The organism is Brucella daejeonensis, from assembly GCF_014199265.1.
In the GTDB taxonomy this organism is placed as follows: Bacteria; Pseudomonadota; Alphaproteobacteria; order Rhizobiales; family Rhizobiaceae; genus Brucella; species Brucella daejeonensis.
The window spans coordinates 21018-41976 of sequence record NZ_JACIJG010000017.1 but is presented as its reverse complement, the minus strand read 5'-3'; the positions used below and the strand labels follow the sequence as shown (position 1 = coordinate 41976).

Here is a 20959-nt window from a genome sequence, read left to right as displayed (position 1 = left end):
CACGGATACGGCATTGCGGGATATGGAAAGTCTGGAACTCATGCAGCCCGAAACACTGGTCGATGCAGAGGCAGACAGCATTCCCTCGCCTGCGGCCCAGCAGCCGCCGAGCAAGGCGCTCCGCATCCTTCTGGGATTGAGCCTCGTGCTGATCGCGGCCAATCTCCGGCCCGTTTTCTCCAGCGTTTCGGTTCTGCTGCCCGAAATCATCGAAGCGACCGGCATGTCCTCCATCGCGGCGGGCGTGCTGACCACCCTGCCGGTGGTCTGCCTTGGCTTGTTTGCTCCTTTCGCGCCGCGTCTGGCACAGCGTTTCGGGGCCGAGCGCGTGCTGTTGTTCGCGCTCCTGGTGCTGACCGTCGGCACCGCGCTTCGCGGGATTGGCACCTTTTCCTCGCTCTATATCGGCGCGACGCTGGCCGGTGCCGCCATCGCCACCGGCAATGTGCTTTTGCCCGGTGTCGTCAAGCGCGATTTCCCGAAAACCGCAGCCATCATGACGGGCCTCTATACGATGGCGCTGTGCGGCGGCGCGGCTTCCGCCGCCGGTTTCACCATTCCGATCAAGGAGATGTTCGGTGGCTCGTGGAACCTCGCTCTGGCCTTCTGGGCCGTTCCGGCGGCGGTCGTGCTGGTGCTGTGGATGCCGCAGGCGCTGCGTGCAAAGCATAATGTGGCGCATTCGGGCTTTCGGGTGATCGGCCTGTGGAAGGACAAGCTGGCCTGGCAGGTGACGCTGTTCATGGGGCTGCAATCCTCTACCGCCTATATCGGGTTTGGATGGCTGGCGCCGATCCTGCGCGAGCAGGGGTTGAGCGCGGCTGCCGCGGGCGGCCTTGTTTCCTTTTCGATCATGGTGCAGGTCGTGACCTGCCTCGCCGTTCCGTCAATCGCCACCCGCCAGAAAAGCCAGAGCCTTCTCAATGTCGTGCTTTGCGGCTGTGCGGCCCTGCCGCTGATCGGTTTTCTCTACCTGCCGCAATGGACCTATTGGGGGCTGGCGGTCGTGCAGGGCATCGGGCAGGGCGGTCTTATCGCGGCGGCGATGATGATGATCGTGCTGCGCGCGCCGGATTCGCATACGGCGGCGCATCTGTCGGGCATGGCGCAATGCGTCGGCTATACGATTGCCGCCATCGGCCCGCTGGTCGTCGGTTTGATCCACAGCGCGACGGGCAGTTTTGCGGCCTGCGGCGTGTTCTTCGCCCTGCTGGGGCTGGGCGCGGCAATCAACGGCTGGAGTGCCGGGCGCGCAAGGCATGTCGGTGTGCGGGTATTGACGGAAAAGCCATAATAGAAAGCCCGCAGTTACGCGGGCTTTCTTTTGGATCGGTCGGAAAAGGGATCAGGCCTTTTCGTAAAGTTCCTCGACATATTCCCAGTTGATGAGGCTGTCGACGAAGGCTTCCAGATATTTCGGGCGCAGGTTGCGGTAATCGACATAATAGGAATGCTCCCACACATCGACGCCGAGGATCGGCGTTGCGCCGTGAACGAGCGGGTTTTCGCCGTTCGGGGTCTTGGAGATTTCAAGCTTGCCGTTCTTGACGGAGAGCCATGCCCAGCCCGAGCCGAACTGGCCGACACCGGCGGCGATGAAGTCTGCGCGGAACTTGTCGTAGCCGCCGAGATCGGACTCGATTGCCTTTTCAAGCTTGCCCGGCAGCTTCTTGCCGCCGCCGCCCTTCTTCATCCACTTCCAGAAATGGATGTGGTTGTAGTGCTGGCCGGCATTGTTGAAGAGGCCCTGGTTCTTGCCGTAGCTTTCCTTGACGATCTCTTCCAGGCTCTTGCCTTCGAGGCCGGAGCCTTCGAGCAGCTTGCTGCCGTTGGTGACATAGGCCTGATGGTGCTTGTCGTGATGAAGCTCGAGCGTCTCGCGCGACATGAAGGGCGCAAGCGCATCGTAGTCATACGGCAGGGCGGGCAGTTCGAAAGCCATTGGAAACACTCCTCATTTGTCATCTTGCGGCGGGCAGAGCGGATACATACCCCAAAACTTTGCGTGCCGTTTCTACATAGGCCGCATCCGTGCGGGCGGCAATGGCGTCAATGAGCAATTCAGCTTCAAGACAATGAATTATTATTGAAATCACAGTAAGATGACGCAAAACTCAATTATCCGCATCGCGGCACGGGCCGCACTTCAAGGGAGGAAACGGTGTCCTACAGTTCTTACGTCTTCGACGCTTATGGCACATTGTTCGATGTCCACTCGGCGGTGCGGCGACATGCGGACAAGGCCGGGCCGGACGGGCGGGCATTTTCCGAACTGTGGCGGGCAAAGCAGCTCGAATATTCCTGGGTGCTGAGCCTGATGGGCGCTTATAGCGATTTCTGGAAACTGACGGAGGAATCGCTCGATTTCGCATTTGCGCGCTATCCTTCCGTCGATCCGGCGCTGCGCGGCGATCTGCTCGACGCCTATTGGAAACTCGATTGCTACCCGGAAGTGCCTGCCGCCCTCAAAAGCCTGAAGGAAAAGGGCGCACGGCTTGCCATCCTGTCGAACGGATCGCCGGCGATGCTGGAATCCGCCGTTCGCTCGGCAGCACTCGACGTGCTGCTCGACGATGTGATTTCGGTCGATACGGTGCAGAAATACAAGACCGCACCGGCGGTCTACGAACTCATTACCATGCAGTGGCGGCTCTATCCCTCGGCGATCTCCTTCCAGTCGTCCAATCGCTGGGATGTGGCGGGGGCGGTGCGGTTCGGTATGCGCGGGGTCTGGGTCAATCGCTCCAACCAGCCCGATGAGTACCGGCAATTCGCTCCGGCGCTCATTCTGCCGAGCCTGCAACTGCTCGACTGAACCGTTCACCAAAAGTTGAACCGACAGGTTTTGTCGATAGCCGCTTCCTGCGCCTGAAATTGTGTCGCGGCTGCAACACGACCCGCATAGGGGGCCTTTCGCCACGTTTAGGCCCCATTGCGACCGGGTGTATGCCACAATTCTGGGGCGTTTTCCGTCCAACCAATCACCGGAAACGGCCTTTTACGGCAGTTTCGACGGCTCGCCGCGGATCTGCCACAATTGGTCGGGTCGCAATTCGTTAACCCTGAATGTGTATCTGTAACCCCTCCCGTCACTAAACTGGTTTTCATATGCAAACGACCCTTACCCGCCGTTCTTTCCTGACGGCAATGACAGCGACAGCGGCCGCCGGCCTGGCCGGTTGCGCTCAGTTGGGGCAGAATGTTCCAATCATCGATGTGGATCAGTCGGGCAATCCGATCAACCGCACCCCGCGAGCCAATGTGGACGCTTCCTATGGCGGCTGGGCGCAGATGTACGCCTCCGTCGAGGATGGCGGCTTCCAGCTTCCGGCGATCCCGATCCAGAAGATGGACAAGCGCTATCTGCGTCAGGTGGTGCAGGACCCGACCGGCGAACTGCCGGGCACGATCGTCATCGATACCGGCAATCGCTTCTGCTATCTCGTCCTCGAAAACGGTCAGGCAATGCGTTACGGCGTCGGCATCGGTCGCGAGGGCTTTGCATGGTCGGGCCGCGCGGTGATCCAGTACAAGCGCCAGTGGCCGCGCTGGACCCCGCCGGATGAAATGATCGCCCGCCAGCCGGAACTCACGCAGTACAGCGCGAAGAACGGCGGCATGGCTCCGGGCCTGAAGAACCCGCTTGGCGCCCGCGCGCTCTATATCTTCCAGGACGGCAAGGACACGCTGTACCGCCTGCACGGCAATCCGGAATGGTGGTCCATCGGCAAGGCGGTCTCTTCGGGCTGCGTGCGCTTCCTCAATCAGGACATCATCGATCTCTACGATCGCGTGCCGGGGAAATCGCCGATTCTGGTAATGTGAAGTTAGGGGAATAGGGGAATAGGGGAATAGGGGAATAGGGGAATAGGGGAATAGGGGAATAGGGGAATAGGGGAATAGGGGAATAGGGGAATAGGGTGCGAGCAAGTGGTGGACAAGGCAAGTAAAATATTTGCCTTGATCGAGAATAAGTAATTCTACTCCCTTACTCCCTTACTCCCTTACTCCCTTACTCCCTTACTCCCTTACTCCCCTAAATCACCTTCTGAAACTGCCGAGAATTCCGCGCACCAGCGCGCGACCGAGCGAATTGCCGACCGAGCGCACGACGGACTTCATGGCGGCTTCCGCCACGGTCTGGCGGCCCGAGCGGCGACCGGTGCCGAGCGCGGTGCCGACGAGATCGCCGAGAATACCGCCGCCGCCTTCTTGCTCTTCCTTGCTCTTCTGCTGCGCTGCCGCAGCATTCTGCGCCTTGCGCGCCAGCATTTCGAAAGCGGAATCGCGGTCGACCGTTTGGTCGTACTGACCGGCAACGGGACTTGCGGCGACGATCTTTGCGCGTTCGTCCGGCGTCAGCGGTCCGATGCGCGAGGATGGCGGACGGATCAGCGTGCGCTGGACGATGGAGGGAACGCCCTTGGCCTGAAGCGTCGAAACCAGAGCCTCGCCGGTGGCGAGATTGGTGATTGCCTCAAACGTGTTGAAGTCCGGGTTGGGGCGGAACGTATCGGCTGCGGTCTTCACGGCATTGGTCTCGCGCGGCGTATAGGCGCGCAGCGCATGCTGGACGCGATTGCCGAGCTGGGCCAGCACCGTTTCCGGCACGTCGAGCGGGTTCTGCGTGACGAAATAGACGCCGACGCCCTTGGAACGGATCAGGCGCACCACCTGTTCGACCCGGTCGATCAGGGCCTTCGGCGCTTCATCGAAGAGAAGATGCGCTTCATCGAAGAAGAAGACGAGCTTCGGCTTGTCGGGATCGCCGACTTCCGGCAGTTCCTCGAACAGTTCCGACATCAGCCAGAGCAGGAAAGTGGAATAGAGGCGCGGATTCATCATCAGCTTGTCAGCCGCAAGCACGCTGATCATGCCGCGCCCGTCCGTGGTCGTGCGCATGAGATCGGCGATGCGCAGCGCCGGTTCGCCGAAGAAGTTCGTGCCGCCCTGCTGGTCCAGCACCAGCAGCGAACGCTGGATCGCGCCCACCGAGGTCTTGTTGACATTGCCGTATTTGCCGGACAGTTCCGTCGAACGCTCGGCCATTTCCGCGAGGATCGCCTGCAAATCCTTCAGATCGAGCAGCAGGAGTCCTTCCTCGTCGGCCATCCGGAAGGCGATGTTGAGTACGCCTTCCTGCGCGTCGGTGAGGTTCATGAGGCGCGAGAGAAGCAGCGGTCCCATCTCGGAAATGGTGGCGCGCACGGGATGGCCCTGCTCTCCGAAAATATCCCAGAAGATCACCGGCGCGGCGCGCATTTCATAGGGATCGAGCTTTATGTCCGCAGCGCGCTTGAGAAGCCCGTCATTCTGCACCCCGACCGCACCGATGCCGGAAAGATCGCCCTTGATGTCGGCACAGAAAACCGGAACGCCCGCCGCCGAAAAGCTTTCGGCCAGAACTTGCAGCGTGACCGTCTTGCCCGTACCGGTCGCGCCGGTAACGAGGCCGTGCCTGTTGCCGTATTTCAGCGCAAGATATTCCGGCTGCTGGTAGGAGTCGTCGGGCTTGCGGCTCGCGCCAAGGAAAATAGCGTCTTCGGCAGTCATCAGGCGGCTTGCTCCCTCTGTTTAACTATTTCATACGGTATAAACGCCGCTTCCCGTCACGACAAGGAAAAGCCGTGGCCGGGCGGCCCGCCCTCAACGCGCCGGATAGCCGTTCGGGTGCGCCGGGACGGCTTTCAGATAGGCGGCGATCGCATCGCGATCCGCTTCATCCAGATGGGTCATGTTCGCCACCACGTCCGTCATCGAGCCGCCGAGCGAGTCGAAATCCGGCGTGAAGCCGCTTTGCAGCGCATAGGCGATGTCACCTTCGCTCCAGCTTCCAAGTCCGGCATCGCCGGGCGTGATGTTGGGCACAACGCCCTTTTTCCCGTCGCTGCCGGTTTCCGGCGACAGCGCGCCCGCCAGCCATTGGCTCTTGTCCAGACCGCCAATCGCATTGCGCGGCGTATGGCATTCGCCGCAATGGCCGAGCGCTTCGGCCAGATATTGGCCGCGCTTCGCCGTGTCGGATGCATTGGCCAGTTCCACCGCCGGACGATCGGAGAGGTAGAGCTTCTTCCAAAGGCCGATGCCGCGCCGAAGGGTGAACGGAAAGCCGAGCCTGTGCGGCGACGCGACGTTATCCGACGGCGGCAGCGTCTTCATATAGGCGAAAAGATCCGCGACATCCTGCGGCTGCATCTTCGTATAGGACGTGTAGGGGAAGGACGGATAAAGATGCTCGCCCTGCCTGCCGACGCCTTTCAGCATGGCATTGGCAAAATCCTGCAACGTCCACGCGCCGATCCCCTGTTCCGACGGAGAAATGTTCGGCGTCACGAAAGTGCCGAAATCCGAGGCCAGCTCATGCCCGCCCGCCAGCACCTTGCGCGCATCGTCCGAAGCGCCGGGCGCGGCATGGCAGGAGGCGCAGCCACCTGCCCAGAATACCCGCTCGCCTTTGGCCGGGTCGCCGGGCTTCATGGAAGCCAGCACGATTTCGTCCACCCCCTGCGGCGTGGTCAAAATCCAGAAGGCAGCGGCTCCGAGCACGATGATTGCGCCAGCGGCATATGCCAGTTTGCGGATCATTTCGTCCTGTCCGTCAGTTTTTCTTGATGCGATAGGCCCGATGGCAGGCGCCGCAATTGGCTGCGACCTGCTGGAAGGCCGGCTTCAATGCGTCGAGATCCTGCGGCTTGGCCGTCAGGGCCGTAGCGGCGTCCGCGCGGAATTTTTCAATGTGCCTGGCGAAATCGTCCTTGTTTTCCCAGATTTTCGGCGAAGCCTCTGTGTCGCCCTTGTCCGAACCGTCGGGGAACAGTGTGCCCGCATCCAGCTTTCTGGCGTAGGCGTCGATCTTTTCGAGCGCGGCAAGCGCGGTGGCGGCATCGAAAGGCTTTTCACCCTTGATCATCGGCGCGATGGAACCGACCGAACGTCCGAGGTCCTTCATCAGAGCCTGACGATCGGAGGCAACATCGGCCTGTGCCGCACCGGCGAGCAAGAGGGTTGCAGAACTAACGGTCAGGAAAAACAAACGCATACGATCCTCCGCATTTGAAAATTGAACAGATTTCGTTCTCTGGTTCAAATATCGGATACAAAGCGGAGCAATGCAATCGCCGCATCCGGCTGATCCCCAGAGGATAACCCGGTGTGTCGACGCTGAGAATAAAGAAAAGGCTCCGCGATACGGAGCCTTTTGTGCTTGCGACATGCGGGCGGCGATTCACCATGCTGCCCGAAATGCGTGAGATTCTTAGAGCCTGAATCCAAAAGCGACATGAGCGTGCGAAAATGGTGAATTTCGAGTACCGGAGCGGAGTGTACTGGACGTACATGAGCACCGGAACGCAGGAAGTTGCCATTTGCAGCCGCTCATGACGACTGTTTGGAACTGGCTCCTATATGAACTGGCCGAGCCCCGGAATGGCTCCGATGACGGCATCGACCGGCTCGTCGCCCGCTTTTTCCTTGGCGAATCGGATGGTTTCCTTGGCCACGCCGGAGATTTCGCCCATGCCGAGGCCCGCGCCCATGAGCTGTGTGCCAAGCCCCATCACGCCGCCCACCAGGCCGGAAAGAAAACCGCCGCCCTTGACCTGCGCAATGGCTTCCTCAGCGCCGGGAAACGCGGCCACAAGCTGCTGGACCTTGTCCTCCGGGCCTTCCTTTTGCAGGAATGCGAGGATCATGCCGACGGCCTTTTCCGCAGTTGCGGCATCGACACCGACATTGGACGTAATGCGCGCGATCAATTCTTCCATGGAGACTCTCCCAAAATTTCTTACGTTTACGTAATATGCACTTCAGCCCCGGCTTTGCAAGCGGCCGGACGTCAAAATATCAGGAGCATGTGACGATTTTGGGCACAGCAACACCGAAACGCGGCAAATTGCCATTTGCAGCCACTCATGGCGACTTTTGGAACAGGCTGTTAAAGCGTGTTGCCTGAATATGATTGAACGCAACACGCTTTAACGCTTCGTGCAGCGGACGAGCGTTGGGGCTCCGGCATTGGTGTATTTGCTCTGCATCGTGTAAAGCCAGCCCTTGCATTCCGACATGGTGCTGAAGCAGCGGACACGAGAGACCGGGACCAGCCCGTCGCCGTCGCTGATGAAGGGCGAGTCGTCCACGCCGCTGAACTGGCCGACGATGATGCCGCTGCCGCGTCGCGGCACGTTGCATCGTTGTCCGGCATATTCGCCGACATCCTTGCGCACCTGCGCCTGAGCGGACATGGGCAGCGCAATCAGGCTCGAAACGGCAAGGGATGCGGAGGCAAGGCTTACGGCAATGACTTGGCGGAACATCGATTTCTTCCCTGAAAAACATCTATGGAAAGACATTATAGACGATATGGCCCATTTCTCCATGTTTCAAGTATAGCTATCTTTCCCACACGGTTAATACCATGCAGCGCCTTGTATAGCGCCGCATCCCGGATGCGGCGCTTTCTTTTCCAGGATAGGGACCCAGAGCCTGAATCGAAAAGCGGTATGTGCGTGCGAAAATGGTGATTTTCGAGTACCGGAGCGCAATGTACTTTTGGGTACATGAGCACCGGAACGCAGATAAATTGCCATTTGCAGCCGCACAGAGCGACTTTTGGAATAGGCTCTCAGAGTGTTTCGCCAGCCTTTCCGACCACCTTGAGCGCGAAGGCGTAGGTATAGGCGACTTCCTCCAGCCGGGAAAACCGGCCCGAAGCGCCGGCATGGCCCGCATCCATGTTGATGCGGAACAGGACCGGATGGTCGTCCGTTTTCAGTTCGCGCAGTCTGGCGACCCATTTGGCGGGCTCCCAATAGGTGACGCGCGGATCGGTCAGGCCCGCGACGGCCAGAATGGCGGGATAGGACTGGGCCTTCACATTGTCATAGGGCGAATAGGCCGCGATGGTCCGGTAGTCCGCCTCCGAAGCGATGGGGTTGCCCCATTCCGGCCATTCGGGCGGGGTGAGCGGCAGCGTATCGTCGAGCATCGTGTTCAGCACATCCACGAAGGGCACTTCGGCAATGATGCCGCCAAATGCGTCCGGCGCCGTGTTGGCAATCGCGCCCATCAGCATTCCGCCCGCCGAACCGCCATGGGCGACGATGCGGTCATGGCTGGTGAAGCCTTCGGCAACCAGATATTGCGCGGCGGCGATGAAGTCGGTGAAAGTGTTCGTCTTCTTGTCGCGCTTGCCGTTTTCGTACCACGCGAAACCCTTGTCCTTGCCGCCGCGGATATGGGCGATGGCATAGATGAAGCCTCGATCCACCAGCGACAGGCGCGACGTGCTGAAGCTCGCCGGAATGGTCATGCCATAGGAGCCGTAGCCGTAGAGCAGGCAGGGGGCGGAGCCGTCGAGCTTCGTGTCCTTGCGATAGAGCAGCGAGACCGGGACCAGTTCGCCATCCGGCGCGCTGGCAAAGACGCGCCGCGTGACATAATCGCCGGCATTGTGCCCGGACGGAACTTCCTGCGTTTTCAGGAGCTGGCGTTCGCGCGTGCGCATATTGTAGTCGAAGAGCTGTTCCGGCGTCGTCATGGACGAATAGGAGAAGCGGATCACGTCCGTATCGTATTCCGCGCTGCCATGAAGGCCGAGCGAATAGGCCTCCTCATCGAAGGCGATGGCGTGTTCCTCGCCGGTTTCGCGGTCGCGGATCACGATGCGCGGCAGGCCATTGTCGCGTTCCATCCAGACAAGATGATGTTTGTAGGCCGAATGCGAGAGGATCAGCCGTCCCGGTTTTTCGGCCACGACATCCTGCCAGTTTTCCTTCTGCGGCGCGGAAGCAGGCGCCTGGCAGATCTTGAAATCCTTGGCGCCATCGGCATTGGTCAGGATGTAGAACACGTCGCCGCCGGGGGCGATGTCGTATTCCGTGCCGGTCTGGCGCGCCATGACGAGCTGCGGCTTGGCCGCCGGATCGCTGGCCGGAAGCAGCCAGCATTCCGACGTTTCGTGGTCGTGAATGTCGATGAAGATATAATCGTCGAGCACGGAACCGCCGACGCCGAGGAAAAAGCCGGGGTCTTTTTCCTCATGGATCAGAGGGTCCTGCGACTGGTCTGTTCCAGTCCGGTGATAGAAGACTTTCGACGGGCGATGGTTTTCATCGAGCCGCGTATAGAAAAAGCCCTCGCTTCCGGCGTCCCATGTGCCGCCGCCATTGGAATCGGTGATGAGATCGTCAAGCTCGGTCATGGTTTCGAGGTCGCGGACCTTCAGCTTGTAGAATTCCGATCCCTTGTCGTCATAGCCCCAGATCAACAGATTGTGACTGGGGGAATGATCGGCGGAGGCGAGCCGGAAATAGGCCTTGCCTTCGCCCTCTTTGTCGCCGTCGAGCAGGATCGTTTCCGCGCCGCCGTCGCGCGGCGTGCGAATGAAATAGGGCTGTTCCCCGCCGGTCCGGTAGGAGACGCCGTAGGCATAGGGGCCATCCTTGGCGGGAACGGACGAATCATCTTCCTTGATACGGCCGCGCATCTCGGCAAAAAGGCTCTTCTGAAGGGCTTCCGTGTCCTTCATCAGCGTTGCCTGATAGGAATTTTCCGCTTCGAGATGTGCGCGGATTTCGGGCGCGAGAACGGCGGGGTCCTTGAAGACTTCCTGCCAGTTGTCGGCGCGCAGCCAGGCATAATCGTCGGTGCGCGTGATTCCGTGACGGGTATTGTTTACGGGATGTTTTGCTGCGTGCGGCGGCTGAAGACGGGAAGAGTTCTGGGACATCCACAATTCCGATGAAAACTGTTTCAATTTGTTGCAGGGCCCGCAAAGGGGGCATTCTGACGTCGGTTATCGGCACTTATATAGTTGGCGATGAGGGTGAAAGCGAGTTGATTTCGTTGAAATATATTTGAATCGCGCCTTTTTGGCGCCCGATTTCGGAGGCAAGAGCTACATGAAGGGAACCTGTTAGTCTTGCCGGTCGTACAAGAAAACTTGAGGCAGAAATTTGTTGCTAACTCAGGCTACGCAAACTATGGGGTGCGCGGCCATGAACTTTGCCTTCATCCGTAACCTGCAATAAATGACAGGGACGAAAACGTGAACACATCGCGTTTCAAAGTTTCCCCCCACGATCGGGGGGATTGTTCGGATTTTTCTATTTGCTATGGCAAGAAGAAAGCCTTTTTGTTAATGTAATGTGGTTTGACAATTCTATTGCAAATGACATCATCAATTGGTATTCGCAGGCGCGGTGACGAGCGGGGCAGAATTCTGGAATACGTAGCGACGATGGCAGGCGGGGATCTCCAGTCGTCGATTACGCAACAATAAGAAGTAAAAAGGAAAAATAATGGAAAATCTGGACACGCACGACGAAAGCGCAGAACTGCTTCTCAGCCTTACTGCAGATGTTGTGGCCGCTTACGTCGGTAATAATTCGATTCGCGCAGGCGAACTGCCGTTGCTGATCGCGGAAGTCCACGCTGCTTTCAAGCGCCATGTGGAACGCGAGGAAGCGCCGGTTGTCGTCGAAAAGCCGAAGCCTGCCGTCAATCCGAAGAAGTCGGTTCATGACGACTACATCATCTGCCTCGAAGACGGCAAGAAGTTCAAGTCGCTGAAGCGTCACCTGATGACCCATTACAACCTGACGCCGGAACAGTATCGCGAAAAGTGGGATCTCGATCCGAACTATCCGATGGTCGCGCCGAATTACGCCGCCGCTCGTTCGCGCCTGGCGAAGAAGATGGGTCTCGGCCGCAAGCCTAAAGACGCCTGATCGGATTATCGGGCCTAAGCCGCACCCCGCGGCGCATTTCTGACCGCTCTCGTTCGAAAGGGCCGGTATCGTCGGGTTCGCCCCGTTCGATACCGGCTTTTTTCGTCTGGATGCTTCCGGCGCCAAACCGGATCCGCCGATGAAAGACATATTTTAGCAAATTCTGTCGAATGCCTGCTTCAGCGCGATATGGCGGTTCAGGTCATAACTCCAGTGCCCGCGCACACCCTTCAGCCGCTCTCTTTCGATGAGACGCAGCAGACGCCGCCTTGTGCGTTGCTTTATTTCTTCCGTAGCCTTCACGATTTCATCCAGATCGATACCGGCGACCACTTGCAGGGCAACGCGCTGCATTGCCGTCACCTGATTCCGCTTTTGCTGGACGAAAAACTCTGTCCGGGCATGTTTGAGAGCCGTTTCCATGGTCGATATCCTCGCTTTCCTGTGTGAGAAAGCATGAGGCCTGGCGAAATCTGTTGGATAATATTCCTAGATTTTATGTGAATTTCCGATAGAATGAAATTCTGCGCCGCCCCTTCGGGACGCATTCTTGCTGTAAAGGCAAGAGCTTGGCTTATGTTAGAACTTGCGAAACTGGGCGCTGGCGACAAATTCTTCCACAAAACTTATCCACGCTTGCATTTTTCTCCGTATAAGAAGATATTCCTATTCTGGCGAGGAAAGATGGATGTCTTTGGAATTATCGGATGTCATTCATACGCGGGCGCAAGCTTTCGAAGCTTTGAAGCTGATCGCGGCACGGCATGGACGCAGCCTCAACCCTGATAGCCTCAAGGCTCGGGCTCATCGTTCCGGGCAGCAGCGGCAGATCGTGGCGCTGTGCGATGCCCTCATCGATTTGCTTTCCGCCATGTTCGGCGTTTCGGGTGCGGAACTTCGCTCTCCGCTGCGTTGCAGGCGCGAAGTTGCCCGGGTTCGGCAGGTCGGCATGTATGTGGCGCACACTGCTTTCGGACTGGCGATGAGCGATGTTGCCGTCGGCTTCGCGCGCGACCGGTCGACTGTGATGCATGCCTGCCATCTGGTGGAGGATATGCGCGACGATACGGACTTCGATGCTGTCGTATCGGCATTCGAGCGCATTGCCCGGAGCGCCTTTACAGCCTGGAGGATGGCGGCATGAGCACACGGTTTTCGGCTTCTGAAACGAGAATCATGCGCTTTCTGAAAAACGGATCGTGCGAGCTTCAGGATTCCGTTCGCGAGACGCATGTGCTGCTCGTGGCCGATCAGGGCACGATAGCCGCCGCCCGCGCCGAGCTGGAAGCCATGTGCAAGAAGGGTTTGCTGCGTCTGGAAGAGGGGCGGCTCGCCGTTTCGCGGCAGGGCCGCAAGCGCCTCAAGGAAGGTGGCGGACCGGCGCCATTGCCGGCAAGACCCGTCGAAACAGTTGAATATGAACAGGGCGAAACGGTTCGGATCAACCCGGAGGAATCGCCGCTTGCCATGCTCTACCGGCGCAAGACCGCCAATGGATGCGCCTTCATTTCGGATGATGAATTTCTGGCAGGCGAGAGGCTGCGCGCCGATTTCACGCGCGGTTCGCTGATGCCGTCCGTCACCACGCGCTGGGACGCCGGTGTCGGGGGAGGGCGAGGTGGGCCGGGCGGCATGGCAGAGCTGACGGACATTGCGCTTGCCAGCAGAATCCGGGTCGAGCGGGCGCTGGATGCCATCGGGCCGGAGCTGAACGGCGTTCTGGTCGATGTATGCTGTTTTCTGAAAGGCCTGGAAACGGTGGAGCGCGAGCGGCAATGGCCTGCCCGCTCGGCCAAGATGCTGCTCAAGGCCGGTCTGGCGGCACTGCATCGCCATTATAATCCGCCGCGCGAAGGCGACATGCGCCGGGGCGCGGTGCTGCACTGGGGCGCGGACGACTACCGGCCGCAGGTGCGCCCCCGGAATATATGAAGGCCTGCGCGCTCGGATTTCGCTTCTCATTGACACTCTATGGGAGCGGGGCTATCGCTCGGTTTTCAAAGGAAGAATGGGGAAGTGCCGTGAATTCAGCCCAGACAAACGCGGCCCAGACAAACGCGGCTCAAAAAAGCGGGATAAGGGACCGGCTGGAGAACATTCTGGCCCGTCTGGAGGCGCGCGCGGATCGCGAGCATGTCTTCAGCAAGGTTTATGCGGAAAAGGCGCGCGCCGAAGCCGATGCGGCGGACGCGCGCCATCGCGCGGGAGGTGCACTCGGTCCGCTCGATGGTCGCATCGTTTCTATCAAGGATCTCTTCGACGTCGCCGGAGAACCGACACTTGCCGGTTCCGTCGTCCGGCGCGATGCCCCCCCGGCGGCACGGGATGCCGTGATCGTCGGCCGCCTGCGCGATGCGGGCGCGATCATCGTCGGCAAGACCCATATGACGGAATTCGCTTTCACGCCGGTCGGTCTCAATCCGCATTATGGCGAGCCGGGCAACGCCATCGACCCGTCACGCGTACCGGGCGGTTCGTCGTCGGGCGCGGCGGTTTCCGTGGCCGAAGGCACGAGCGAGATCGGTATAGGTTCGGATACGGGCGGATCGGTGCGCATTCCGGCGGCGCTGAACGGGCTGGTCGGCTTCAAGCCCACTGCGCGGCGCGTCCCGCTCGCTGGCGCCTTTCCGCTGGCGCCATCGCTCGATTCTGTCGGCCCGCTGACGAAGACCGTCGCCGATGCCGTCCTGACCGATGCCGTGATGGCCGGGGAAGAGCCGGTCCTGCCCGATCCCCTGCCGCTCAGGGGCCTGCGCGTGGCTCTGCCGAAAGGTTATCTGCTGGCGGATATGGAGCCGGAGGTCGCAGGACATTTCGAGGCGACGGTCGCTCTTCTGGAGAAGGCGGGCGCTTCCATTGCCGATCTGGAGGTCGACGATCTGATTGCACGGCTGCGCGATGCAACCCGCGTCGGCTCCATCGCCGGGATCGAGGCAAGCCATATCCACGCATCGACCTGGCTCGGTGATCCCGATGCCAATGTCGATGTCCGCGTGAAAGGCCCGCTTTCCCTCCGCGTGAAGGTGCCTGCCGAAACCTATCGGGAGATCATGGCGACCCGCGCGGCGCTGGTGCGCGAAATGGACGAGCGCCTGGGCGGCTTCGATATGGTCGCGACGCCCGCCACGCCCATCGTCGCGCCGACGCTTGCCTCGGTCAACCGTGACGAAGCCGAATATGACCGGGTGGAAGGGCTGCTGCTGCGCGACACGCAGGTCGGTAACCAGTTCGACCTGTGCAGCATAACCTTGCCCATGCCGGGCATGAAACTGCCGACCGGCTTCATGTTGAGCGCGCGCGGCGGAACGGACAAGAGGCTGCTCGCCGCGGCCCTGTCGGTTGAAGAGTTGTTAGAGTCTGAATCAAAAAGCGACATGCGCGCGCGAAAATGGTGATTTTCGAGTACCGGAGCGGAGCGTACTAAGGGTACGTGAGCACCGGAACGCAGACAAATTGCCGTTTGCAGCCGCTCATGGCGACTTTTGGAACAGCCTCTTAGGCTGATTCCTTCGCCAACTCCGCCTCGCGGCGGATGCGCGCCACCATGGCGCGCAGGCCGTTGGAGCGCTGCGGCGTGAGATGCTCGTCAAGGCCGAGCTTCTTCAGGATGGCTTCCGGGTCAACGCCGAGGATTTCGGAAGCCTTGCGGCCCGAATAAAGCGCCAGCACGATGGCCACCAGTCCGCGCACGATATGGGCGTCGGAATCGCCCAGAAACTCGATGACCGGATCGCTGCCGTCCTGCGGAAGCGTCTTTAGCCAGACCTGGCTCACGCAGCCCTGCACCTTGTGCTCCGCATCGCGCGCGTCATCGGGGTATGGCGGCAGTTCCTTGCCAAGATCGATGACATAGCGATAGCGATCTTCCCAATCGTCGAGAAATTCGAAATCGGACATGATGTTATCGATGGTCGTGGTCATGATACTTGCCTGCTGGAACCCTGTTGCGGCTTATATAGTCATGAATGGCCGCAAGGTCACGGAAAACTAGTGCGGTTTACGGATTTGAAGTTCTTAAACGTAGATGCCGTGCAAATGACAGGAGCTTCAAATTCAATCCATTGGCGCGAACAGACGGAACGGGCTTAACGATGGATCGCGCCGGTCGAGCCGCGATCGATCATTCGCAGCGCTTCTTCTCGCGGTGTCGGGAGAGGAATGGCGGGTTCGGCTTTTGCAGACGGTTGTGGCTTGCTGCCGAAACGGTCGCTCAGATATTCGAGCACGACACGGCTTCCTTCCAGAAGTCCGCTTCCGGCATTCGAGACGACCGATGTCCCGCTCTCGCAAAAAGACGGATTATCCAGGCAAAGCTTGCCGATCTCGACGGCGGTCTTGCCATTGGCGAGAAGCTGGTCGATGGAATCGGGCTTCCGTGCCGCCTCGGTCGGGGCGGCCTTTTCCGACGGCCCGTTTTCCTGATCCGTGGGAAAAAGGCGCGGCATCACGATGAATGCCAGCGACAGCCAGAACACGGATTTGAGAAGAAAACGGATCATGCCTGCTGCTGTCGGAGCCTTCTGTTTCAGCGGATGCTGGCATCAATCTGCGATGAAATCGAAAAGATTCCGTAACCGGCCATTTCCGGTCCGATTGCTACCCTCTGTTTACCATAGGCGGAAAAGCAGCTTCCGCTCATCACTTATCGCCTTTGGACGGCCCCGCTTTATCGTTTCTTTAAAGCCTCGCCTGCAATCTGTTGCTGGCTAGCGGATTGAATTTGACGTTTGGATCCCGACTGAATGAGATGCTGTTTCAAACGTCAAATTCGAAAAATCCACTAGATACATAAACTTACTAGTGGTCTTTTCGATTCCGACATTTGCTCGGCGCCTGTATCAGAGGGATGCAAATGCCGGAATCAGACCACTAGGAAAGCGTCGTCGCGGCGCGTGTTTCGCGGTCAGGTCAATGCAAGAGTATGAGTGAGTACGGCACGTTGAACGCCATTTTATTGAAAACAGCCGAAACCGTCCGCACCGGCGTGCGGGCGATCAGCCGTTTTTACGAAGGTTTCTGCCGCCGCTGGGCACCGGTTCCCGATGCGGCTTCCATACGCGCTGTCGGCTCGGTCCTTGCCGTGCCTGTCCTGCTTTGCGCCGCCGTATTCGCTTCCGGCATTGCTGGCGTCTTCACCGAATTTGCGATTCTTGCCGCAAGCTTTGCAGGCGTCGCCATGATCCTCTGCGCGCTTTCGCTGATGGGGGTGGGCGCAACGGTTCTGGCGGGCCTCAACTTCGCGGCCTATGGCGCGGGTCTGGCCGGTATCGGCGCCTTCTCCGAAGGGAATGCCGTGCTCTGGCTGATGGCCGCGAGCCTGCCGCTGGAAGCATGGTTTGCAACGCGCAAGCCGGCAATCACGGCCGGGGCGGCGGCGATTGCCGTTCTCATCCTCGGCTTCTTCGCCGTCAGGACCGGCGGGATCGTTTCGGGCGGCAGCTATGTTTCCGTCGCCGTTCTCGTGCTTTATGCGGCAAGCCTTGTCGCGCGCGGCGTCGCGACAGCCGGAAGGCCCGCGCAAATCCGGGCATCGGCTCCGCAGGTCGCGCTCGCCGCCGGTGACCTGCAGTTCGGCCTCGACGCCGAAGGCATCCTGTCCGCCGTCGATAGCAATTCAGCCCGGCTTCTGGGCGTCCAGCCGAAAATGCTGGAAGGCACAGCCCTGATCGACCGCATTCATGTGGCCGACCGCGTGCAATATCTTTCGCTTCTGGCCGATCTTCGCGCAGGCAAGGCCGCGCGCAGCGCCGAAGTGCGCCTGCGCTCCATTGACGATGGCGGCACGGTCTTCCGCGCCTACCGTCTCGAAGGTGCGGCGAGCGACCGTGCAATCGCTCTGGTCGGGCGTTCGCTCGAAGGCGAGCGCAGGCTTCTCGACGAAATCGCGACGCTGAAGGCGGAACTGGAATCGGAGCGTATCGGCAAGGGGCGCCTGCTCGCCGCCGTCAGCCATGAGCTGCGCACGCCGCTCAATTCCATCATCGGTTTTTCCGACATGCTGTCGCATGAAATGGGCGGCAAGCTCGCCAATGAAAAACAGCGCGAATATGCGGGCCTCATCCACCAGTCCGGCCATTATCTGCTGGAACTCGTGAATGCCGTTCTCGACAATTCGCGGCTGGAAACCGGCAATTATGCCATCGAGCCGCAAAGCCTGGCTTTCCGCGACGTTGCCGAAATGTGCACCGCCGTCATGCTGCCGCAGGCGGAAAAGAAGGGGGTTGCCTTCTGCCACCGTGTCGGCAATGCCGTGGGCGAAGTGGTGGCCGACCGCCGCGCCGTCCAGCAGATCCTGCTCAATCTGGCCGGAAACGCGGTGAAATTCACCCAGACCGGCGGCTGCGTCACCATCGATGCGGCGCGCGTGATGGCCGATGGTCGCCCGATGCTCGAACTCAGCGTATCGGATACCGGCATCGGCATCGAGCCGGAAGACATGCAGCGCATCGGCACGCCGTTCGTGCGCGCCGACAACAGCTATACGCGCGCGCAGGAGGGGAGCGGCCTTGGCCTGTCGGTGGTCAAGGGGCTCGTGGAACTGCATCAGGGGTCGATGCAGATCAGAAGCTGCCCCGGCGAAGGCACGGTCGTCACGATCCGCCTGCCGGTAGCAGGTCCGCAATATGTCATGGGAGATGACGAACATCACGAACTTGGCACGGTGATCGACATGCACCGTCACCAGGGAGAAAGGCGTAATGACTGGCAGAACGACGAAGGCGATGGAGAAATCCGGGACGAAATCCGGGAGCAGAAAAATGCGCAAACCCGCAAAACGGCGTAGTCTCGGATCGCGGCTTGTCCATTTCTTCTTCACATCGGCCTCATCGCTTGCGATAGCCGCCGGAGAATTCATCGTGCGCAACCCCGTCCTGACCGGCGGGGCCACGGCGTTTCTGGTGGTAATGAGTTTCGTTTCCGCCAATGCGCTCTGGTATCAGCCGGAGGCGCACAATGCCGTCTTCTTCCGCACAAGGCCGGATTTCGTGTTCAAGCCGACGCCGCGCACGGTTCTGCCGGGCACGGCCGCGACCGCCGACGCCGCGCCGAAGCCGGTCGAAGCCGCTGCCAGCGCGCGGCAAGGTAGCACAACCGATCAGCCGTCGGAGATTGCAAGCCCGTCGCCCGACAGGATGAGCGTGACCGCATCCGTCGATGACACGCTGCCCGCACTTGCGCCCAATGCCGATCTCGAAATCGCGCGGTTGCAGCAGCGGCTTTCCACGCTTGGAATTTACAAGGGGTCGGTGGACGGTTTCACCGGACCTCAGACCCGGGAGGCCGTGGAGCGCTGGCGTGAATTGCAAAAGAAACTGGGCGTCGAACAGGCTGGCATTCCGGCTCAGCTTCAATTGCTGGCCGATGCGCCGGACGATGCTACGCAGAAAGACGATATCGCCAGGGCCATCGAGGTCGTGGTTCCGACCCCGCGTCCGCAACCGGCAGTCCTCAGGACGGGAGCATCCGCCAAGCCGAAGGCAGACCTCGCATCCTACCAGAAACCGGCCCCGAAAAAGCAGGCTGCGCCCGCTGTCTCTTCGTCGAACGTGTCTTCACAGGATATCATCCGCGTACAGGCGGGCCTGAAGGCATTCGGCAATGACCGGGTGCCGGTGAACGGCCAGCAAGGCAAGGCAACGCAGAATGCCGTGCGCGAATTCCAGAAACTGTTCGGCATGTCGGTAACGGGCGAAATCGACGCGGCGCTTATCGCCAAGATGCGCGAAATCGGCCTTATCGGTTAGGGAACTCCGGTGCGCCTGACTTCGGATTTCTGGGTTTCGGCATTGATCCGCAAGGTGCAGGGCGAGGGCGGTTTCGCCTATCTCGCCCGCCGCGGCTCGCCGGAAGCGGGGGCGATTTTCATCAAGGTCAGCTCGCGCTTCGGCACATGCGATCTTTACGCGCCCGCCCCCCAGACCTCCTATGAAGAGGACAATGACGGGGAACGCATGTTCCTGCGCATTCTTCACGATGCCGACGACATGGCGACGGGCGACCGCATGGCGCGGGAAATCCGCTTCGATCCCGATCTCTGGTTGGTCGAACTGGAAGATATTGCCGACGCATCGGCTTTCTTTTCAATTTCGCCGGACTGATTTTTGCTGGAATTGCTCTATTTCACCGACCGCTGTTGCGATGGCCGGTCGGTATTGGCGGCGTCCACCAGTGGCGCATCGTCTTCGGCTTGCGCCATTTCGCGCAGCTTGCCGCGCAGGAGCGCCGACATATCCTCCGCTTTCCAGCGACGCACGAGCGCCATGGCCTTTTCGCGGTCGATGGAACGGTAGATATGGACGAATTCCCGCAGGCTGTCGCGACTGGTTTCGATGGGACCAAGCACCGTTATCATCACCAGATAACATTCGGCAGCCGTGAGGCCCAGCGCCCTGAGCGCGATGGGCAGATGCGAATCGGGCCAATGACCGATGATCGCCTCAGCCCGATCGAAGGACAGGTCCAGCGCATCGGCGAGTGCGATGCGGAAAAAATGGCTGTCGATCAGGAGCGCGGTGTCGATGAGGTGCTGCGAGCCCATTGCCGCGCCCGCGTCGAAAAAGGGCTGCTGAAGCGAGCGCGCCAGACGCTCGGAACTGTCTTCCGTCATCAGCGGCGTATGGGCGGCGGAAAGGTCGGGCACGTCCGGCTTCTGGAGCGGTTCGGCTTCGATGTCGGCAAGGCTTGCCTGAAGGGTAAGGGTGCGATCCACGGTCGGATCGGCAAAACTGTGCAGAACATCTTGCAGGAGAGGGTCGGCGCACTGGCGTCGGGCAATGGCGCGCGCATGGGCGAGGCCGTTCCGGCCGACGATCTCGATCAGGTCGGCAGGGCGCAGGATCGGCGAGCGCAGCAGGATTGGCGCGGAAATTTCCACCGGTTCGCCAGCCAGAGCCAGAACGAGGCGGCGCGGCGCGTCTTCCAGTTGCGCCAGCGCATTGGCCGCGTGTCGCTTGCCGCGCGTGGTCGCGCATTGCAGAAGCGGCACAGCCAGATCTTCAAGCTGCTGCATGTCCTGCCGTCCGGGGCGCGTGATCCCCGAAAACGCCGAAATGGCGGCCGCCAGAAGGTCGTCCGCCTTGCTGTTGCCAGCCTTGGAATTCGATGGGCTCCGGTGGCCTGAAATATCCTCCAGGGCGCGGAACTGATCATTTGTCACGCAGATTACTCCGGTAGGCACACACTCGCCCGCCCCAAATCGCATTCACGTCGCCGGCGCGGCCGGAAAAGACGGA

21 protein-coding genes and 2 pseudogenes are annotated in these 20959 nt (G+C 60.2%); 10 read left to right on the top strand and 13 right to left on the bottom strand.

Annotated features, from left to right (window positions below):
• Positions 1–22 precede the first annotated feature (22 nt).
• Positions 23–1294, top strand: a complete 1272-nt coding sequence (locus FHS76_RS17900) for a CynX/NimT family MFS transporter (RefSeq protein ID WP_235992752.1) — start codon at positions 23–25, stop codon at positions 1292–1294.
• Positions 1295–1345: 51 nt separating this feature from the next.
• Here FHS76_RS17900 and FHS76_RS17895 read toward each other — a convergent pair whose 3' ends face one another.
• Complete coding sequence (locus FHS76_RS17895) at positions 1346–1942, bottom strand: superoxide dismutase (RefSeq protein ID WP_183655968.1); 597 nt, start codon at positions 1940–1942, stop codon at positions 1346–1348.
• 219 nt (positions 1943–2161) lie between these two features.
• Here FHS76_RS17895 and FHS76_RS17890 point away from each other — a divergent pair, with 219 nt between their 5' ends.
• Together FHS76_RS17890 and FHS76_RS17885 are read left to right on the top strand one after the other, a co-directional pair.
• Entirely contained in the window at positions 2162–2815 is a 654-nt protein-coding gene (locus FHS76_RS17890; protein ID WP_183655965.1) for a haloacid dehalogenase type II, read from the top strand.
• A gap of 293 nt (positions 2816–3108) precedes the next feature.
• A complete protein-coding gene (locus tag FHS76_RS17885; protein WP_183655951.1) occupies positions 3109–3825 on the top strand; it encodes a L,D-transpeptidase in 717 nt (238 codons plus the stop codon).
• A gap of 216 nt (positions 3826–4041) precedes the next feature.
• On the opposite strand, the gene FHS76_RS17880 is transcribed toward FHS76_RS17885, so the two are convergent.
• The 7 genes and pseudogenes from FHS76_RS17880 to FHS76_RS17850 form a co-directional block, all read right to left on the bottom strand.
• On the bottom strand, positions 4042–5553 hold the full coding sequence (locus FHS76_RS17880) for a helicase HerA-like C-terminal domain-containing protein (RefSeq protein WP_183655948.1): 1512 nt from the start codon (positions 5551–5553) through the stop codon (positions 4042–4044).
• A 93-nt stretch (positions 5554–5646) separates the two neighbouring features.
• On the bottom strand, positions 5647–6585 hold the full coding sequence (locus FHS76_RS17875; protein ID WP_183655945.1) for a cytochrome c: 939 nt from the start codon (positions 6583–6585) through the stop codon (positions 5647–5649).
• A gap of 13 nt (positions 6586–6598) precedes the next feature.
• The gene (locus FHS76_RS17870; RefSeq protein ID WP_183655942.1) at positions 6599–7039 is read right to left on the bottom strand and encodes a c-type cytochrome; all 441 of its coding nucleotides are present in this window, start codon (positions 7037–7039) and stop codon (positions 6599–6601) included.
• A 214-nt stretch (positions 7040–7253) separates the two neighbouring features.
• A pseudogene (locus FHS76_RS17865) lies at positions 7254–7364 on the bottom strand (flagellar basal body P-ring protein FlgI); the annotation flags it as partial.
• A 36-nt stretch (positions 7365–7400) separates the two neighbouring features.
• Positions 7401–7763 (bottom strand): DUF2267 domain-containing protein, encoded by a 363-nt coding sequence (locus tag FHS76_RS17860; RefSeq protein WP_183655939.1) that lies wholly within the window; start codon positions 7761–7763, stop codon positions 7401–7403.
• Between the two features lie 210 nt (positions 7764–7973).
• Complete coding sequence (locus FHS76_RS17855) at positions 7974–8312, bottom strand: hypothetical protein (protein WP_183655936.1); 339 nt, start codon at positions 8310–8312, stop codon at positions 7974–7976.
• A gap of 308 nt (positions 8313–8620) precedes the next feature.
• Complete coding sequence (locus FHS76_RS17850; protein ID WP_183655933.1) at positions 8621–10726, bottom strand: S9 family peptidase; 2106 nt, start codon at positions 10724–10726, stop codon at positions 8621–8623.
• Between the two features lie 571 nt (positions 10727–11297).
• Here FHS76_RS17850 and FHS76_RS17845 point away from each other — a divergent pair.
• Positions 11298–11726 (top strand): MucR family transcriptional regulator, encoded by a 429-nt coding sequence (locus FHS76_RS17845; RefSeq protein ID WP_183655930.1) that lies wholly within the window; start codon positions 11298–11300, stop codon positions 11724–11726.
• Between the two features lie 153 nt (positions 11727–11879).
• Here the strand turns inward: FHS76_RS17845 and FHS76_RS17840 are convergent, their stop codons facing one another.
• The gene (locus FHS76_RS17840) at positions 11880–12149 is read right to left on the bottom strand and encodes a cytoplasmic protein (RefSeq protein WP_183655927.1); all 270 of its coding nucleotides are present in this window, start codon (positions 12147–12149) and stop codon (positions 11880–11882) included.
• Between the two features lie 271 nt (positions 12150–12420).
• Between FHS76_RS17840 and FHS76_RS17835 the strand changes: the two genes are divergently transcribed.
• The 3 genes from FHS76_RS17835 to FHS76_RS17825 all read left to right on the top strand — a co-directional run bounded on the left by FHS76_RS17835 (position 12421) and on the right by FHS76_RS17825 (position 15121).
• Positions 12421–12870, top strand: coding sequence for a helix-turn-helix domain-containing protein (locus tag FHS76_RS17835; protein ID WP_183656047.1), 450 nt, complete (start codon positions 12421–12423; stop codon positions 12868–12870).
• Positions 12867–13658, top strand: coding sequence for a DUF6456 domain-containing protein (locus FHS76_RS17830; RefSeq protein ID WP_183655924.1), 792 nt, complete (start codon positions 12867–12869; stop codon positions 13656–13658). Before FHS76_RS17835 ends, FHS76_RS17830 begins: the two co-directional genes overlap by 4 nt.
• Positions 13659–13813: 155 nt before the next feature.
• Positions 13814–15121 (top strand): amidase, encoded by a 1308-nt coding sequence (locus FHS76_RS17825; RefSeq protein WP_235992751.1) that lies wholly within the window; start codon positions 13814–13816, stop codon positions 15119–15121.
• Here the strand turns inward: FHS76_RS17825 and FHS76_RS22620 are convergent.
• The 3 genes and pseudogenes from FHS76_RS22620 to FHS76_RS17815 all read right to left on the bottom strand — a co-directional run.
• Positions 15078–15231: pseudogene (locus tag FHS76_RS22620) on the bottom strand (flagellar basal body P-ring protein FlgI); the annotation flags it as partial. The gene FHS76_RS17825 and the pseudogene FHS76_RS22620 overlap by 44 nt on opposite strands.
• Entirely contained in the window at positions 15222–15647 is a 426-nt protein-coding gene (locus tag FHS76_RS17820; RefSeq protein WP_183655916.1) for a SufE family protein, read from the bottom strand. The gene FHS76_RS17820 and the pseudogene FHS76_RS22620, both read right to left, overlap by 10 nt.
• Before the next feature lie 164 nt (positions 15648–15811).
• On the bottom strand, positions 15812–16225 hold the full coding sequence (locus tag FHS76_RS17815; RefSeq protein ID WP_183655913.1) for a hypothetical protein: 414 nt from the start codon (positions 16223–16225) through the stop codon (positions 15812–15814).
• Positions 16226–16665: 440 nt separating this feature from the next.
• Between FHS76_RS17815 and FHS76_RS17810 the strand changes: the two genes are divergently transcribed.
• From FHS76_RS17810 to FHS76_RS17800, 3 genes are read left to right on the top strand one after another with little or no spacing between them, the layout of a single operon-like run.
• On the top strand, positions 16666–18510 hold the full coding sequence (locus FHS76_RS17810; protein WP_183656044.1) for a sensor histidine kinase: 1845 nt from the start codon (positions 16666–16668) through the stop codon (positions 18508–18510).
• The gene (locus tag FHS76_RS17805; RefSeq protein ID WP_183655911.1) at positions 18485–19471 is read left to right on the top strand and encodes a peptidoglycan-binding domain-containing protein; all 987 of its coding nucleotides are present in this window, start codon (positions 18485–18487) and stop codon (positions 19469–19471) included. The genes FHS76_RS17810 and FHS76_RS17805 overlap by 26 nt, the downstream gene beginning before the upstream one ends.
• A gap of 9 nt (positions 19472–19480) precedes the next feature.
• Positions 19481–19825: a DUF1491 family protein gene (locus FHS76_RS17800; protein WP_183655909.1), complete on the top strand. Its 345-nt coding sequence runs from the start codon at positions 19481–19483 to the stop codon at positions 19823–19825.
• A gap of 17 nt (positions 19826–19842) precedes the next feature.
• Here FHS76_RS17800 and FHS76_RS17795 read toward each other — a convergent pair whose 3' ends face one another.
• Positions 19843–20883, bottom strand: coding sequence for a DUF2336 domain-containing protein (locus FHS76_RS17795; RefSeq protein ID WP_374828645.1), 1041 nt, complete (start codon positions 20881–20883; stop codon positions 19843–19845).
• Positions 20884–20959: the final 76 nt, after the last annotated feature.